The sequence below is a fragment of the Nocardia sp. JW2 genome, from assembly GCF_051843015.1.
GTDB lineage: Bacteria > Actinomycetota > Actinomycetes > Mycobacteriales > Mycobacteriaceae > Nocardia > Nocardia coubleae.
In genome coordinates, this window is the sequence record NZ_JBPXLK010000015.1 from 127,080 (window position 1) to 142,216 (window position 15,137).

Annotated in this window: 16 protein-coding genes; 10 read left to right on the top strand and 6 right to left on the bottom strand. The window is 67.5% G+C overall.

Annotated features, from left to right (window positions below; genetic code table 11):
• Positions 1 to 9 precede the first annotated feature (9 nt).
• The 4 genes from ACSVDM_RS21045 to ACSVDM_RS21060 all read left to right on the top strand — a co-directional run bounded on the left by ACSVDM_RS21045 (position 10) and on the right by ACSVDM_RS21060 (position 4,078).
• Positions 10 to 1,080 carry an acyl-CoA dehydrogenase family protein gene (locus ACSVDM_RS21045; protein WP_439267186.1) on the top strand — a complete coding sequence of 357 codons (1,071 nt, stop codon included), beginning with the start codon at positions 10 to 12 and terminating at the stop codon, positions 1,078 to 1,080.
• A 133-nt stretch (positions 1,081 to 1,213) separates the two neighbouring features.
• Entirely contained in the window at positions 1,214 to 2,248 is a 1,035-nt protein-coding gene (locus ACSVDM_RS21050; RefSeq protein ID WP_439267188.1) for an acyl-CoA dehydrogenase family protein, read from the top strand.
• Between the two features lie 115 nt (positions 2,249 to 2,363).
• Entirely contained in the window at positions 2,364 to 2,816 is a 453-nt protein-coding gene (locus ACSVDM_RS21055; protein ID WP_439267190.1) for a MarR family winged helix-turn-helix transcriptional regulator, read from the top strand.
• A gap of 17 nt (positions 2,817 to 2,833) precedes the next feature.
• On the top strand, positions 2,834 to 4,078 hold the full coding sequence (locus ACSVDM_RS21060) for an MFS transporter (RefSeq protein WP_439267192.1): 1,245 nt from the start codon (positions 2,834 to 2,836) through the stop codon (positions 4,076 to 4,078).
• Positions 4,079 to 4,082: 4 nt separating this feature from the next.
• Here ACSVDM_RS21060 and ACSVDM_RS21065 read toward each other — a convergent pair whose 3' ends face one another.
• Positions 4,083 to 4,415: a hypothetical protein gene (locus ACSVDM_RS21065; protein ID WP_439267194.1), complete on the bottom strand. Its 333-nt coding sequence runs from the start codon at positions 4,413 to 4,415 to the stop codon at positions 4,083 to 4,085.
• A 1-nt stretch (position 4,416) separates the two neighbouring features.
• Positions 4,417 to 5,586, bottom strand: coding sequence for a Rieske 2Fe-2S domain-containing protein (locus ACSVDM_RS21070; protein ID WP_439267196.1), 1,170 nt, complete (start codon positions 5,584 to 5,586; stop codon positions 4,417 to 4,419).
• A 161-nt stretch (positions 5,587 to 5,747) separates the two neighbouring features.
• On the opposite strand from ACSVDM_RS21070, the gene hsaA reads away from it, so the two are divergent.
• From hsaA to hsaB, 4 genes are read left to right on the top strand one after another with little or no spacing between them, the layout of a single operon-like run.
• Positions 5,748 to 6,911: a 3-hydroxy-9,10-secoandrosta-1,3,5(10)-triene-9,17-dione monooxygenase oxygenase subunit gene (hsaA, locus tag ACSVDM_RS21075; protein ID WP_439267198.1), complete on the top strand. Its 1,164-nt coding sequence runs from the start codon at positions 5,748 to 5,750 to the stop codon at positions 6,909 to 6,911.
• A 3-nt stretch (positions 6,912 to 6,914) separates the two neighbouring features.
• On the top strand, positions 6,915 to 7,784 hold the full coding sequence (hsaD, locus tag ACSVDM_RS21080) for a 4,5:9,10-diseco-3-hydroxy-5,9,17-trioxoandrosta-1(10),2-diene-4-oate hydrolase (protein ID WP_439267200.1): 870 nt from the start codon (positions 6,915 to 6,917) through the stop codon (positions 7,782 to 7,784).
• A complete protein-coding gene (gene hsaC / locus ACSVDM_RS21085; RefSeq protein ID WP_133733945.1) occupies positions 7,781 to 8,689 on the top strand; it encodes an iron-dependent extradiol dioxygenase HsaC in 909 nt (302 codons plus the stop codon). The genes hsaD and hsaC overlap by 4 nt, the downstream gene beginning before the upstream one ends.
• Positions 8,690 to 8,707: 18 nt before the next feature.
• Complete coding sequence (gene hsaB / locus ACSVDM_RS21090) at positions 8,708 to 9,286, top strand: 3-hydroxy-9,10-secoandrosta-1,3,5(10)-triene-9,17-dione monooxygenase reductase subunit (RefSeq protein WP_439267203.1); 579 nt, start codon at positions 8,708 to 8,710, stop codon at positions 9,284 to 9,286.
• A gap of 228 nt (positions 9,287 to 9,514) precedes the next feature.
• Here hsaB and ACSVDM_RS21095 read toward each other — a convergent pair whose 3' ends face one another.
• A complete protein-coding gene (locus tag ACSVDM_RS21095) occupies positions 9,515 to 10,714 on the bottom strand; it encodes a saccharopine dehydrogenase family protein (RefSeq protein WP_439267205.1) in 1,200 nt (399 codons plus the stop codon).
• Between the two features lie 31 nt (positions 10,715 to 10,745).
• On the opposite strand from ACSVDM_RS21095, the gene ACSVDM_RS21100 reads away from it, so the two are divergent.
• Together ACSVDM_RS21100 and ACSVDM_RS21105 are read left to right on the top strand one after the other, a co-directional pair.
• Positions 10,746 to 11,342: a TetR/AcrR family transcriptional regulator gene (locus ACSVDM_RS21100; RefSeq protein WP_439267207.1), complete on the top strand. Its 597-nt coding sequence runs from the start codon at positions 10,746 to 10,748 to the stop codon at positions 11,340 to 11,342.
• A 176-nt stretch (positions 11,343 to 11,518) separates the two neighbouring features.
• Entirely contained in the window at positions 11,519 to 12,070 is a 552-nt protein-coding gene (locus tag ACSVDM_RS21105; protein WP_439267209.1) for a YdeI/OmpD-associated family protein, read from the top strand.
• A 25-nt stretch (positions 12,071 to 12,095) separates the two neighbouring features.
• On the opposite strand, the gene ACSVDM_RS21110 is transcribed toward ACSVDM_RS21105, so the two are convergent.
• The 3 genes from ACSVDM_RS21110 to ACSVDM_RS21120 form a co-directional block, all read right to left on the bottom strand.
• Positions 12,096 to 12,911, bottom strand: coding sequence for a GNAT family N-acetyltransferase (locus ACSVDM_RS21110; RefSeq protein WP_439267221.1), 816 nt, complete (start codon positions 12,909 to 12,911; stop codon positions 12,096 to 12,098).
• Between the two features lie 159 nt (positions 12,912 to 13,070).
• Positions 13,071 to 14,117 carry a 4-hydroxy-2-oxovalerate aldolase gene (dmpG, locus tag ACSVDM_RS21115; RefSeq protein WP_439267210.1) on the bottom strand — a complete coding sequence of 349 codons (1,047 nt, stop codon included), beginning with the start codon at positions 14,115 to 14,117 and terminating at the stop codon, positions 13,071 to 13,073.
• A gap of 12 nt (positions 14,118 to 14,129) precedes the next feature.
• On the bottom strand, positions 14,130 to 15,035 hold the full coding sequence (locus ACSVDM_RS21120; RefSeq protein ID WP_067495595.1) for an acetaldehyde dehydrogenase (acetylating): 906 nt from the start codon (positions 15,033 to 15,035) through the stop codon (positions 14,130 to 14,132).
• Between the last annotated feature and the right edge of the window lie 102 nt (positions 15,036 to 15,137).

Here is a 15,137-nt window from a genome sequence, read left to right on the forward strand (position 1 = left end):
AGGGGTGCGATGAGATTCGCCCTCAGTACCGAGCAGCTCGACTTCGCCGCGGAGCTGCGCAAGATCCTCGATGCGGGGCAGGTGCCTGCCGCCGTGCGCGCCTGGTCCGAGGGCGACACCGCCCGTGGCCGCGCGATCCTGCGGCAGGTCGCCGACATGGGGGTATTCGGCCTGATCGTCGACGAGGAACACGACGGCGCGGATGCCACGCCGGTCGACCTGGTGGTGGCACTGATCGAACTCGGGCGCGCGGCCGTGCCGGGTCCGGTGATCGAATCCGCCGCCGTGATTCCCGCTCTGCTGCAACATCTCCCGGCCGCCGCGGAGCGCTGGCTGTCGGGCGTGGCGACTGGTGAACTGCTCGGCTCGATCGCCTTCGAGCACGGCGGCCGCACCGTCGCGCTCGACGCGGATACCGCCGACCTCGTGTTGGTCGCCGGTAGTGCACACGTCTCCACAGGTCGACCCGCACGTCCCGACGAGGCTCCTACGCAGGCCGCCGCAGCTGAGCGCTCCGGCGAACACGGCGCGCGCCGGTTCGAGAGTGCGGCGGCGATCGCGTCGATCGATCCCGCCCGCAAGCTGTACGCAGCGGTGCGCGACGAGGTGCTGGCGGAGGCGGCAGAGGACGCCGTCGACTTCGCCTTCGACCTGGGTGTGCTGGCCTGCGCCGCGCAACTGCTCGGTGCCGGCCGGGCCATCCTCGATCAGACCACCGCTTATGCCAAGCAGCGCAAGCAGTTCGGTCGCTTCATCGGCGAATTCCAGGCCGTGAAGCAGCAGCTCGCGGATGTGCGGATCGCGCTGGATCTGGCGGAGCCGCTGCTGTACCGCGCCGCGCTCACTCTCGACTCCGCCGACCGCGCCCGCGATGTCTCGGCAGCGCTGGTGGCCTGCGGCGATGCCGCCCACCGCGCCTCGCGGGCGGGTCTGCAGGTACACGGCGCCATCGGCTACACCGCCGAATGCGACCTGTCACTGTGGCTCACCAGGGTCGCGGCCTTGCGCACCGCCTGGGGCACGGCCGATTTCCACCGCGCCAGGATCGCCGCCGCACTCCGCGCGACGGCAGCGAGCTGAGATGTTGTGCCCGACATGATGTCCACCCCTTCGCGCGCACAGCTCGTCTACCCCGTGTGGCGGCCGGGTTCGACGCGATCCGAGGCACGGCCCGGCTGTGCGCATTCCATCACCGACTTCGCCGAGGAATCCCATGTCATCGAATGAACTGCTCGAATTCCGCTCGTCGGTGCGGGCGCTGCTGGCCAAGCACGCGACTCCGGAAGCCCTTCGCGCGGCGATGGACAGCGACCTCGGGTACGACCCGAAGTTGTGGCAGCTGTTGTGCGAGCAGGTGGGGGTCGCGGCCCTCGCGGTGCCGGAGCAGTGGGGCGGGGTGGGCGCGAGTCTCGTCGAATCGCTTATGGTCGTCGGCGAATTGGGCCGGGTGCTGAGCGGCGTGCCGATGCTCGGTTCGGCCGTACTCGGTGTCCAAGCCGTCCTGTTGGCCGGCGATGAGCAGGCTTGCGAGCGGCTGCTCCCCGATCTCGCCGAAGGCTCTCGCACGGCCGCGCTGTGCTGGGCGGATTCCCAGGGTTGGGATGACTACGGCGTTCGCGCGACAGGCGGATCACTCAGCGGGACAGCGCATTACGTGCTGCACGGCGCCCAAGCGGACGTCCTGCTCGTACTCACCGCCGACGGATTGTTCGAAACCTCGCCTACCGCAGCAGGTGTCACTGTGACGCCGACTCCTGGACTCGACCACACCCGCGCCCTGGCGAGCATCACCTTCACCGAAACCCCGGCGACCAGGCTCGGCGACCCGGGCACCCGGCTGCGCGACATCGCGTGGGCGGCACTGGCCGCCGAACAGGTCGGCGCGGCCCGCCGCTGCCTCGAGATGACGGTCGAATACACCAGCGCGCGCGTGCAGTTCGGCAGGCCGATCGGCAGCTTCCAGGCGCTCAAGCACCGCATGGCCGATATGTACGTGCTCGTCGAATCGGCGGAATCGGCCGCGCTGCTGGCCGCCCAGTCGCTGGCGGCGGGCAGTGATTCGGCCGCCGAGGACGTGTGGGTGGCCCGCACCTACTGCACCGAGGCGTTCAGCACGGTGGCCGCCGAGACCATCCAGTTGCACGGCGGTATCGCCATCACCTGGGAACACGACGCCCACCTGTACTTCAAGCGGGCACACGCCACCGCGGAACTGTTCGGGACCGCCCGCCGTCCGATCGCCGCTTGACGTGCACTTCCGCAACCCCGGCTCCGACACCACGGAGCTGGGGTTTCGTGCGTTGTGGCCCGTTTCACGACGCACCTGCCCGATTTAGATAGTTAGCTTATGCAATAATTTTCCTGTGCAGCAGAACGAGCAGCCATCAGCAGACGACATCGTGGTCGACCTGTTGGTCACTGCCGGTCGGCTCACCCGGCTCGCCGGGGCGGTCAGCTCCGACGACCTGCCCCGCGCGATGCTGCGCGCCCTCGCCGTGCTCGAGGAGCACGACGGCCTACGGGTCAGCGAATTCGCCCGCATCGATCGATGCTCACAACCGGCGGCAACGGCGCTGCTCGGTCGGCTCGTCGCCGACGGATTCGCCACCCGCACCAAGGACCCGAGGGACTCGCGGGCAGTGCGCGTCGAACTCACCCCGGCGGGCCGGTCCCGCCTCACCCGCGCCAGACGCGCCTACGCGGCCGCCTTGGCGCCCGGACTCGCCGATTTCGACCTCGACCGGCTGATCCGGCTAGACACCGACATGAACGACCTGCTGACAGCCCTGCGCGCGGTTGCCCGCGGTCACCAGTGAAGCAACCAGGAGCGCTCATGAGCATCTCTCCGTTGACTCGCGACAACGACGCCGCGGCCACCTCCACCGGCCAGCCGAAAGCCGTCTGGGCCGTCGCCTTCGCCAGCGTCATCGCGTTCATGGGCATCGGCCTCGTCGATCCCATCCTCAAACCCATCGGCGAACAGCTGAACGCCAGCCCCTCGCAGGTCTCGCTGCTGTTCACCAGCTACATGGCCGTCACCGGCATCGCCATGCTGGTCACCGGCGTCATCTCCAGTCGCTTCGGCGCCAAGAAGACCCTGCTGTCGGGCCTGGCGATCATCATCGTGTTCGCCGCGCTGGCGGGCATGTCGAGCACCATCGGCGAGATCATCGGCTTCCGTGCCGGGTGGGGTCTCGGCAACGCCCTGTTCATCGCAACGGCGCTGGCCACCATCGTCGGCGCGGCAACGGGCGGAGTCGCCAAGGCGATCATCCTCTACGAGGCGGCCCTCGGTATCGGCATCGCGACCGGACCACTGCTCGGTGGGGTACTCGGTGGGATCAGCTGGCGCGGTCCGTTCTTCGGCGTGTCCGTGCTGATGGCCGTCGCCTTCGTCGCGATCGTCGTGCTGCTGCCCGAACTACCCAAGCCCGCGACCCCTACCTCGATCAGCGCGCCGTTCAAGGCGCTGCGGCACCGCGGACTGCTCACCGTCAGCATCACCGCGTTGCTCTACAACTTCGGCTTCTTCACCCTGCTCGCCTACACGCCGTTCCCCCTCGACATGGGCACCTACGCGATCGGTTTCATCTTCTTCGGGTGGGGCGTGATGCTCGCGGTGGCCTCGGTGTTCCTCGCCCCGAGACTGCAGGCGCGCTTCGGCACGCTGCCGATGATGGGGTTGTCCCTCGGCCTGTTCGCCGCCGACCTGGCGCTCATGGCGCTGTACGCCGAGCACAAGATCGTGCTGATCGTCGGGGTCGTGGTCGCCGGGCTGTTCCTCGGCGTGAACAACACCCTCATCACCGAGGCCGTGATGATCTCCGCGCCGGTCGAGCGGTCGACCGCGTCGGCGGCCTACAGCTTCGTCCGGTTCGCCGGCGGCGCGGCCGCGCCCTGGGTGGCGGGCAAGCTCGGCGAGCACAGCGTGTCCCTGCCGTTCTGGCTCGGCGCGGCGTGCACCGCCGCCGGGGTCACCGTCCTGTTCCTCGGGCGCGGCGCCCTGGCCCACATCGACGACCACGACCCCGCGCCGCACAGCATCGAGGAAGCCCAGGCGCTCACCGTCGGCGACTGAGGTTTTATTCGGGAACCTCGAGCACGCCCTCGTCGACCGCCCACTCGATCGTCTTCTGCAGCGACGGACAGGTGTCCGGCCGACCGGGCCGGGCACCGTGGGAACTCAGCTCGGCGAAGACCGGACAGCGCGTGTCGGGCCGCTCGGTCCACTGCACCGAGGTCTGGTGCGCGCTGTACTTGCGCACCAGCACCTCGGTGCTGCAGGCCTGACACCGCAGCGGCGTCAGGCCTTCGTCGAGATACCGTTGCTGGTCGAGGGCGGTCTGGGCCCGCACCGCCGCCCGGCGGGCGGGCTGATCTGCGAAATCCGGTGCCTTGGCCCAGCTGGCGGCCATGTCACACGCCCGCTTCCTCGGCCTTGCGCCGCAGGTTCTCGGCGACCTCGGCCTCCCATGCCTCGTTCGCCTTGGTCGTGTCGACCTCGAACTCGAAGCGCTGGGTCATCTTCTCGGTGACATCGGCGATGTCGACGTAGAACTGGTCGTACCAGCGCCGCAGCTGGTAGACCGGGCCGTCCTCCTCGCACAGCAGCGGATTCTCGACCTTGGACTTGTGCTTCCAGATCTCCACGTCCTGCAGGAAGCCGTCGCCGAAGAAGGTGGTCATCGTGTTGGCCAGCTTGGTCGCGGTCGCGTCGTCGATGCCCTTGGGCTTCTCGACGGTCAGGCCCCACTGCAGCACGAACGAGTCCTGGGTGACCGGGTAGTGGCAGTTGATCAGCACGACCTTCATCTCGTACCCGCTGTAGATGTTGATCAGCGGGTTGATCATGTAGGACGGACCGAAGTACGACGCCTCCGACTTGAGCAGCGTCTCACCGCCGTGCTTGGCCGCCATGCCGATATCCGGGCGGCCCTTGGTCTCCAGGAACTGGGTCGCCACATGGCCTTCGAAGACGTTCTTGAAGTACGTCGGGAAGGCGTAGTGGATGTAGAAGAAGTGCGCCATGTCCACGACGTTGTCGATGATCTCGCGGCAGTTCGCACCCTCGATCAGCAGCGAGTTCCACGTCCAGTCGGTCCAGCCGCTGTCGTGGGTTTCGCTGGGATTGCCGTCCGCGTCGGTGTACACGCCCTCGATGTGGGGGATCGTGACCTCGGGCGGCGGTTCGTTGCCCTCGTGGTCGTGCCAGACGAACAGCTGACCGTTGCGTTCCAGCGTCGTCCACTTGCGTGTGCGCGCCAGCGGCGGCACCCGGCGGCCGTAGGGGATCGCCGTGCACTTGCCGCTCGCCCCCCAGCGCCAGTCGTGGAACGGGCAGGCGATGTCGTCGCCCTTCACCGAGCCCATGCTCAGGTCACCGCCCATATGCCTGCAGTAGGCGTCGAGCACACGGAGCTGGTCGGACGTATCGGCCCAGATCACGAGTTTGGTTCCGAAGATCTCGACCGCGTGCGGTTTACCGTCGCGGAACGTCTTCGCGAGACCGACGCAGTGCCAGCCGCGCGCGAACCTGGTCGGCGTGGTACCGACATCGAGTTCTCTCACCTTGGGGTTGACTGCCATCCCGAACCCTCCTTCTTCACTAGAACACGTTACAAAATACGGCCGGTTCACGCTAGCTGTCCGCGTTATTCCCTTCTCGACAGGAATGGGAACCTGTTCTAGTCTCAGAGACGAACGAGAACAGTTTGTCGATTCCGACAGGGCAGGAACGGGCTGGCGAAATGACGCAAGAAGTGACCGAACGGGTCGAGGCGCTGCTGCCGACGCTGCGCGAACGCGCGCAGGAGGCCGAAGACCTGCGCCGCATACCCGACGAATCCATGAAGGCACTGCAGGAGACCGGGTTCTTCCGGCTGCTGCAGCCCAAGCAGTGGGGCGGGCATGCCGCCGACCCGGTGGTCTTCTACGACTCCGTGCGCCGCATCGCCAGTGCCTGCGGGTCGACGGGCTGGGTGGCGGGCATCATCGGCGTGCACAACTGGCACCTCGCACTGTTCGACCAGGCCGCACAGGAAGAGGTGTGGGGCGAGGACACCGACGTGCGGATCTCCTCGTCGTACGCCCCCATGGGCATGGGCCAGGCGGTCGACGGCGGGTACATCGTGCGCGGGTCGTGGGCGTGGTCCTCGGGCTCCGATCACGCGACCTGGGCCGTGCTCGGCGGACCCGTCATCAAGAACGGCAAGCCGGTCGACTTCGGCAGCTTCCTGATTCCGCGCTCGGAGTACCGCATCGACGACGTGTGGAATGTGGTCGGCCTGCGCGGCACCGGTTCCAACACCGTTGTGGTGGAGGACGTCTTCGTGCCGACGCACCGCTTCCTCAGCTTCCGCGCGATGAGCGAGGGTCGCTCGCCGGGCCTGGCGCAGAATTCCGATCCGGTGTACAAGATGCCGTGGGGCACAATCCATCCCACCACCATCTCCACCCCGATTGTCGGCATGGGTTACGGCGCCTACGAGGCGCACGTCGAGCATCAGGGCAAGCGTGTGCGCGCGGCCTACGCGGGTGAGAACGCCAAGGACGACCCGTTCGCCAAGGTGCGCGTCGCCGAGGCCGCCAGCGATATCGATGCCGCCTGGCGTCAGCTCTCGGGCAATGTGGCCGAGGAGTACGCGCTGCTGGTCGCGGGCGAGGAAGTGCCGTTCGACCTGCGTGTGCGGGCCAGGCGCGACCAGGTGCGTGCCACCGGCCGGGTGATCGCCTCGATCGACAAGCTCTTCGAATCCTCCGGCGCCACCGCGCTGGCCAACGGCACTCCGCTGCAGCGCTTCTGGCGTGACGCGCATGCCGGACGAGTACACGCGGCCAACGATCCCGAGCGCGCCTACGTCATGTACGGCACGCACGAGTTCGGGCTGCCCGTCACCGACGCCATGGTGTAGCCGATGACCCAGACCGCTGAGATCACCTACGAATCGACCTCACGCTTCGCGCAGGTCACCCCCTCTTTGAAGTTGCATTATCACGAAGCGGGCGTCGGCAACGGTCCGACTATCGTGCTGTTGCACGGTGGCGGACCCGGCGCCTCGGCGTGGTCGAACTTCGCCCGCAACATTCCGGTACTGGCCGAGAACTTCCATGTGATCGCCCTGGACCAGCCGGGTTTCGGCAAATCCGACAAGCCGGTGGATCATCCGCAGTACTTCGTGCACGCGTCCACCGCGTTGCTCGCGCTGCTCGATCATCTCGAGATCACCGATCGTGTTCACCTGCTCGGCAATTCGCTCGGCGGCGGCACATCGGTGCGCTTCGCGCTCGACTACCCCACGCGCGCGGGCAAACTCGTGCTGATGGGTCCGGGCGGGTTGAGCACCAACCTGTTCGCGCCCGACCCCACCGAGGGCGTCAAGCTGCTCTCGGCGTTCAGCTACGCGCCGACCAGGGAGAACCTCGAGAAGTTCCTGCGGATCATGGTCTTCGACCAGTCGCTGGTCACCGAGGAGCTCATCGACGAACGCTTCGCCCAGGCGAGCACCCCCGAATCGCTGGCGGCCATGCGCGCGATGGGCAAGTCCTTCGCGAGCGCCGACTTCGAGAAGGGCATGCTCTGGCGCGACGCCTACAAACTGCGTCAGCCGGTGCTGTTGATCTGGGGCCGTGAGGATCGGGTGAACCCGCTCGACGGCGCGCTCGTAGCAACCAAGGTGATTCCCCGGGTGCAGCTGCACGTGTTCGGCGGTTGCGGCCACTGGGCGCAGCTGGAGAAGTTCGACGAGTTCAACCGGCTCACAGTCGATTTCCTCGGGAGCAAGTGATGAGTATTCGCGCACTCGGCTACATGCGCATCGAGGCCACCGACATGGCGGCCTGGCGCGAGTACGGCCTCAAGGTGCTCGGCATGATGGAGGGCACCGGACTGAACCCCGACGCCCTCTACCTGCGCATGGATGATTTCGCCGCGCGGCTGGTGATCGTCCCCGGCGAGCAGGACCGGCTGCTGGTCTCGGGCTGGGAGGTCACCGACGCGCGTGGCCTGCAGCAGTTGCGGGAGACCCTGGACAAGGCCGGGGTCGACTACACCGAGGGGACCAAGGACGAGCTGGGCGAGCGCCGCGTCGAGGGCATGATCCGGTTCCAGGATCCGTCCGGGAACACCCTCGAGGCGTTCTACGGGGCGCAGTACCTGGGTCGCCGTTTCGTGAGCCCCTACGGCCACAAGTTCGTCACCGCCGAGCAGGGCCTCGGCCACGTGGTGCTGACCTGCACCGATGATGCTGCGGCGCAAGCCTTCTACCAGGATGTGCTCGGCTTCCGCCTGCGCGATTCCATGCGGCTGCCACCGCAGATGGTCGGCCGCCCGGCCGACGGCGACCCCGCCTGGCTGCGCTTCTACGGCTGCAACCCACGCCACCACGCGCTGGCGTTCCTGCCGCTGCCGAATCCCACCGGCATCGTGCACCTGATGGTCGAGGTGGAGAACTCCGACGACGTCGGCCTCTGCCTGGACCGCGCTCTGCGCAAGAAGGTGAAGATGTCGGCCACCCTGGGCAGGCACATCAACGACAAGATGCTGTCGTTCTACATGAAGACGCCGGGTGGATTCGACATCGAATTCGGTTGTGAGGGACTGGAAGTCGACGACGACAACTGGACGGCCCGCGAATCCACCGCGGTCAGCCTCTGGGGTCACGACTTCACCGTCGGATTCAAGCAGCAATAGGGAATGGCGGCTAGGGACATGACCGAACAGACACCGGCGATCGACGGCCGGCAATTCCGTAATGTGCTGGGACAGTTCTGCACCGGCATCACCGTGATCACCGCGCTCGACCCCGACGGTGCGCCGATCGGGTTCGCCTGTCAGTCCTTCGCCGCCCTCTCCCTCGATCCGCCGCTCGTGTTGTTCTGCCCCACCAAAGGGTCGCGCTCGTGGGCGGCGATCGAGGCGGCGGGCAAGTTCTGTGTGAACGTGCTCGCCGAGGAACAGCAGCCGACGTGCGCCCGCTTCGGCTCCCGCGAACCGGACAAGTTCGCCGGAGTCGCGTGGCACACCTCGGATCTGGGTGTGCCCGTGCTCGACGGTTCATTGGCGACCATCGAATGCACCGTCGACTCGGTGGTCGACGGTGGTGACCACTACATCGTCATCGGGCGCGTGCAGGCCCTGACGGAATCGGAGTCGACGACCAACGGCCGCCCGCTGCTGTTCTACCGTGGGCAGTACACCGGCATCGAACCGGACAAGACCACCCCCGCCCCCTGGCGCGCCGACCTGGACCACTTCCTCACCACCACCAGCCTCGACACCTGGTTGTAAGTGGCGCCTGTGCTCGAGTGAGCACGCATCGCCGACGTGTAGAGCGGCGACGCCCGGTTGTGCGCTCAGCCACGATCAGGGCGGACGACAAAGCCTCGTCGTTGGCTTCGGGCGCAGCCCAGCTTGCCGTCGTGACAAGTCATCGTGGACGGGTGGGCATGCCCGGACCAGTGCGTCGCGAAAGCGGCGAAGAACTGGTCCGGGCACAGGCTCCGATCAAACGAGGGCTCAGCGCGCCGCGATGAGGGCTGTCAGCAGGGCGGACGACAGCGCCGCGGCGTTGCTGTCGGGGGTTGCCCAGCTTCGGGTGGTGATCGTCATCGCCGCGGGGTCCGGTGCGCCGAGGCAGTGGGTCGCGAAGGCGGCGAAGAACTGGTCCGGGTCGATCAGCGTTTCGGGTGCGTGTACCCCTGGACGTGGGTTCGCGGCCAGCAGCAGCGCGCCGACAGCCAACGGGACGCCGGTGTTGTCGGCCATCGACAGGCCGGGGACCTGACTCAGCGCAGTGGCGACACTTGCGGGCGAGCCGTCTCGTCTCCCCTCGGCGATGGCGAACAGCGGCGGAAGTCCACCGGCCGCGACGAGAGTTGCCGGGTCGGCCGGGAGCAGGCGTTCGAGGCGGGCAGCCAGGAGCGCCGCGCGATCGACGGTCAGCAGGCGGCGGTTCATCGCCCAGCGCAGTGCCAGGAGCGCGGCCGAGGTCGGACGATCGGCGACGACCACCGAGGTCGCGTCCTCGACACCGGGGAAAGCCAGCGGCAAGGTGATCGCCTCCGGGTGACCGAAGCTGCGGCCCTCACCGGTGCCGAGTCCCGGGTATTCGAGCCGAAACCGTTCCAGCGCAGGGCGTTCGACGCGCGCACCCGCCCTGGTCACCGGGATGTTCCCGCTGATCTGGCGCATGCCGTGCACGACGGCGGCGGTCGCCGCGGCGCTTTCCTCGGTGTGGGCCGAGTGGATGTTCCAGCCCGTCACCAGGGAGTCGACCCGATCGAGCTCGGCGCCCGCCCGGACCGCGAGCAGGTTCGCCACGCCCGGACTCGCGCCCATGCCGAGCAGCGCCGTCACGCCGGCCGCTTTCGCCTCGGTGTCGAGTTCGAGCATGTCGGCGGTGGGCTGTGGGTCGTCGCAGATGTCGATGTAGTCGCAACCCGCGGCGATGGCGGCGGCCAGGATCGGCGGGCCGAAGCGGAAGTACGGACCCACGGTGTTCACCACGAGGTCCGCCTCACGCAGTGCCGCGGCGAGTGATGGACCGTCGGTGACATCGAGCGCTCGTGCTTCGGCACCGAGTTCCCCCGCGACCTTGCGCGCCGCCCGTTCGTCACGATCGGCGACCGTCAACGCGGTGACCCTGTCGTCGCCGCGCAGGACGCGTGCCGCGACGCGCCCCATTTCCCCTGCCCCACCCAGTGCCAGAACTCGCATCACTGCCTCCCCTTCGAATATATTGACTGTCATGACAGTAAATAAAATCGGCCGCCCCAGCAAGGCTCCCGAGCGGATCGCGCAGATCCTGCGGGCGGCGCGCTCGGTGGTAGCCGCCGACGGGTTCGCGAATACGACGCTGTCACGGGTCGCGACGGCGGCAGGTGTGCAACGCACCCTGGTGCTGCACTACTTCGGTAGCCGCGACGGTCTCATGCAGGCGTTCATCACCGACGCCGTCGCCGAGTACGGCGACAACCTGCTGCGCCTCGACGCCGACGCGCCCGTCGAGGAACGGGTGGCGCGCATGTTCGAGCCCGGCGCCTACGCCGATCGCGACGATCTGGTGGTGTGGTGCGAACTGGTCGCACTGGCGGCTCGGGAAACCGTTGTGCGGCAACGTCTCACGGACCTCTGGACGAACCGGTGGTTACCCGGCCTCGAACAACAGCTCAGTGCCGCCTACCCGGCCGCATCACCGGATCGGGTTGCCGTCACCGCGTACGCCCTGGCCTGCCTGTTCGAGGCTCACTGGGCGTTCCACCTCCAAGGTGTGAACGGACCCGACCGCACCGAGCAGGCCAAACAGAGCGCCCACACTCTGCTGTCCGCCCTCGCCGCCGCATAGGACGCGCCACAGTGCCCGCTGTCCGGCATCCCGGTGCGCTCGTTACCCGGGTGCCGATACTGCCTGCGGCGCCAGTGGCAACCCGGAGCCACGGCCTTCGTTGCCGCGCGAAAGGTGGCGACCCTGGTTGTAAAACTGCTCATTCGGTGAGCACTTTGGCGAGCAAGATGGTTCCCATGAACGCGAGCATCGAATTCATCACCTGCGCCGACGCCGCCGAATGGGAAGCGTGGCTGGCCGCGAACCACACCTCGGCGGACGAGGTGTGGGTGCGGATCGCGAAGAAGGGGGCGCCGGAGCCCTCGGTGACGATCACCGAGACGCTCGACGGCGCGCTCTGCTACGGCTGGATCGACAGCCACCGGCGTTCCCTCGACGCGCATCACTACCTGCAGCGATACTCGCCGCGACGGGCGCGCAGCCCGTGGTCGCAGGTCAATGTCGCCAAGGCCGAGGCGTTGATCGCGGCCGGCCGGATGCGGCCCGCCGGCTACGCGGCGATCGAGGAGGCCGTCGCCGACGGGCGCTGGGCCGCAGCCTACGAACGGCAGAGCACCGCCGAAACCCCCGCGGAGCTGGCTGCGGCACTCGCCGAATCACCCCGCGCGGCATCGGCTTACGCCGCGCTCAGCCGTTCGGATCGGTATCGACTGTTCCTCCCGATCCTCAAGGCCACCACGCCGCAAGAGCGGGCGGCCCGCGTGGCCCAAGCCCTCACCGCACTCTGACTCGCGACCGCTCTCAGCGCGGTCTTCAGAGCTCCTTCACCAGGATCGCGCGGGTGTAGAGGAGCGAGAATCCTCGACCTTGCGCGTTCTGCTGCGACTTGGAACCGGGCGCGGTGGTGACTGTCGCGAGATCACAACCGTCCTTCGCGGCATCGTTGAGACGTGTTGTGAGCAGGGCGGTTTGGACGCCTCGTCGTCGATGCGACGGAAGAGTGGCCGCGCCCGCGAGGGCCGCGATCCCACCGTCGGTGCGCAGGCTCGCTCCACCGGCCGCGGTCCCGTCACGGTAGGCGAGGTAGCGACGGGTCTCGTTGGCCGAAGCCATGTCTCGCATCACCGAGGCAATCGCCTCGCGCGGGAATTCCTCGTGGGTCGGACCTTCGTCGGGATGGGCGAACCCGTCGACCACCACATCGAGCCACGCACCGAGATCCTCCCCGGTATCGAGTCGCACCTCCACGCCGTCCGGCACGGCGAACTCGTCGCCGTCCAACCGCATCCCGAGCACATTCTCGAACGACATCAACCGATACCCCCGCCCCGTCAGCTGCTCCCCGATCCCCGCCTCCCCCAACTGCGACAACTCCACCTGCACCGGACACCCCACCCGCGCGTAAGCCGCCTCGATCGCCTCCCACTCCCCCACCGAAGGCACCCCACCGAACCCGACCCCCACCACCTTGTTCAACGGTGATCCCTCCCCCGCGAAACAAGCCGCCCCACCCCCGATCTCCCGGACGAACCCCTCGACTCCCCGCCCGATCCCGACCCGAGCGGCCCCCACGATCGCCGCGGTCTCCACCCGCTCGATCCGTGCCGCCAAGTCCCCGCCGCAGAACAATGCCTGACCGTTTTCACTCATCCCCCACTTATATCCCCCGTGTCCAGCGAGTTTCCGGCCTCTGAACCAAGATCACCACGCTCAGGTGGTGACGCGTCTCGGGGCAGACAGCGAAACGGCGTGACCGAAAGGGTCACGCCGTTTCGGGATCGGGGGTGGTCAGGACGAAGCGGCTTCGCGTTGGAGTTCGAGGGCGATGTCGATGAGCTGGTCTTCCTGGCCGCCGACGAGTTTGCGCTTGCCCGCGCGGACAAGCATTTCGGCGGCGGAGACGTTGTAGCGCTCGGCTTGGCGTTCGGCGTGGCGGAGGAAACTGGAGTAGACGCCCGCGTAGCCCATCATCAGGGCCTGGCGGTCCAGGAGGCACTCGGTGGGCATGGCGGGGCGGACGACGTCTTCGGCGGCGTCGGTGACGGCGAAGAAGTCGACGCCGGTCTTGATGCCGAGTTTGTCGCAGACCCCGATGAAGGCTTCGACGGGGAGGTTGCCCGCGCCCGCGCCGAAACGGCGGGCGGAGCCGTCGATCTGGGTGGCTCCGGCGCGCACCGCGTAGACGGAGTTGGCGACGGCGAGGCCGAGGTTCTCGTGGCCGTGGAAACCGACCTGGGCATCGTCACCGAGCTCGGCGACCAGGGCGGACACGCGGTCGGAAACCTGTTCGAGCACAAGGGCACCGGCGGAGTCGACGACATACACGCACTGGCAGCCGGCGTCGGCCATGATGCGCGCCTGCTTCGCCAGCTTCTCCGGGGTGGTGGAGTGGGCCATCATCAGGAACCCGACGGTTTCGAGGCCGAGTTCGCGGGCGAGACCGAAATGCTGGATGGAGACATCGGCCTCGGTGCAGTGCGTCGCGATGCGGCAGATCGAGGCGCCGTTGTCCTGGGAGATCTTGATGTCTTCCTTGACGCCGACGCCGGGCAGCATAAGGAAGGCGATCTTGGCCTGCTTGGCGGTTTCGGCCGCGGCTTTGATGAGTTCTTGTTCGGGGGTCTTGGAGAACCCGTAGTTGAACGACGACCCGCCGAGCCCGTCACCGTGGGTGACCTCGATGACCGGAACGCCCGAACCATCGAGGGCGGCAACGATATCGCGTACCTCGTCCACCGTGAACTGGTGCCGTTTGTGGTGCGACCCGTCACGCAGCGAGGTGTCGGTGACGCGGACATCGAGTTCGCCCGAGAAGGGCTTCAGGATTGTGCTCATTGCGGAAACTCCTTACACCCGAGCCGAGATGATCTGATCGGCAAGCACGTCACCGACGCGGGTCGCGGCGGCGGTCATGATGTCGAGGTTGCCCGCGTACGGGGGCAGGAAGTCGCCCGCACCCTCGACTTCGACGAAGATCGACACCTTCGCCATGCCGCCGGACACTACCGACGGGTCGTCGAACTGTGGTTCGTTGAGCAACCGGTAGCCGGGCACGTACTCCTGGATGGACTTCTCCATCCGCAGGATGCTGTCGGCGATGGCGTCGCGGTCGGCGTCTTCGGGGATCGAGCAGAAGATGGTGTCGCGCATGATCATCGGCGGCTCGGCCGGATTCAGGATGATGATGGCCTTGCCACGCTGGGCGCCACCGATCGTTTCGACACCCTTGGAGGTGGTCTTGGTGAACTCGTCGATATTGGCGCGGGTACCGGGCCCGGCCGACACCGACGCCACCGACGCCACGATCTCGGCGTACTGCACCGGCACCACCCGCGAAACGGCCGCGACCATGGGGATGGTCGCCTGCCCACCACAGGTGATCATGTTGACGTTCGGCGCGTCCCGCAGCGAATCCAGGTTCACCGGCGGAATCACGGCCGGGCCGACAGCGGCGGGGGTGAGGTCGACGGCGCGGATGCCCGCGGCCTCGTACTTCGGTGCGTACGCGCGGTGCACGTAGGCGGAGGTGGCCTCGAACACCAGGTCGGGTTTCTCGTCGAGGGCGAGCAGCCAGTCCGCGCCCTCGGCGGAGGTTTCCAGGCCGAGCCCACTCGCGCGCTTCAACCCCTCGGAGTCCGGGTCGATGCCGATCATCCAGCGCGGCTCGATCTTGTCCGAACGCAACAGCTTGTACAGCAGATCGGTGCTGATGTTGCCGGACCCCACGATCGCGGCGGTGACTTTACTTGTCACGGAATACTCCTAGGGAAGGTCAGCTGAAACGCAAACGGACCGAACCGAGTCCGGTGAATTCGGCGTGGAAGTCGTCGCCGGGGCGGGCGTCGATGGCGCGGG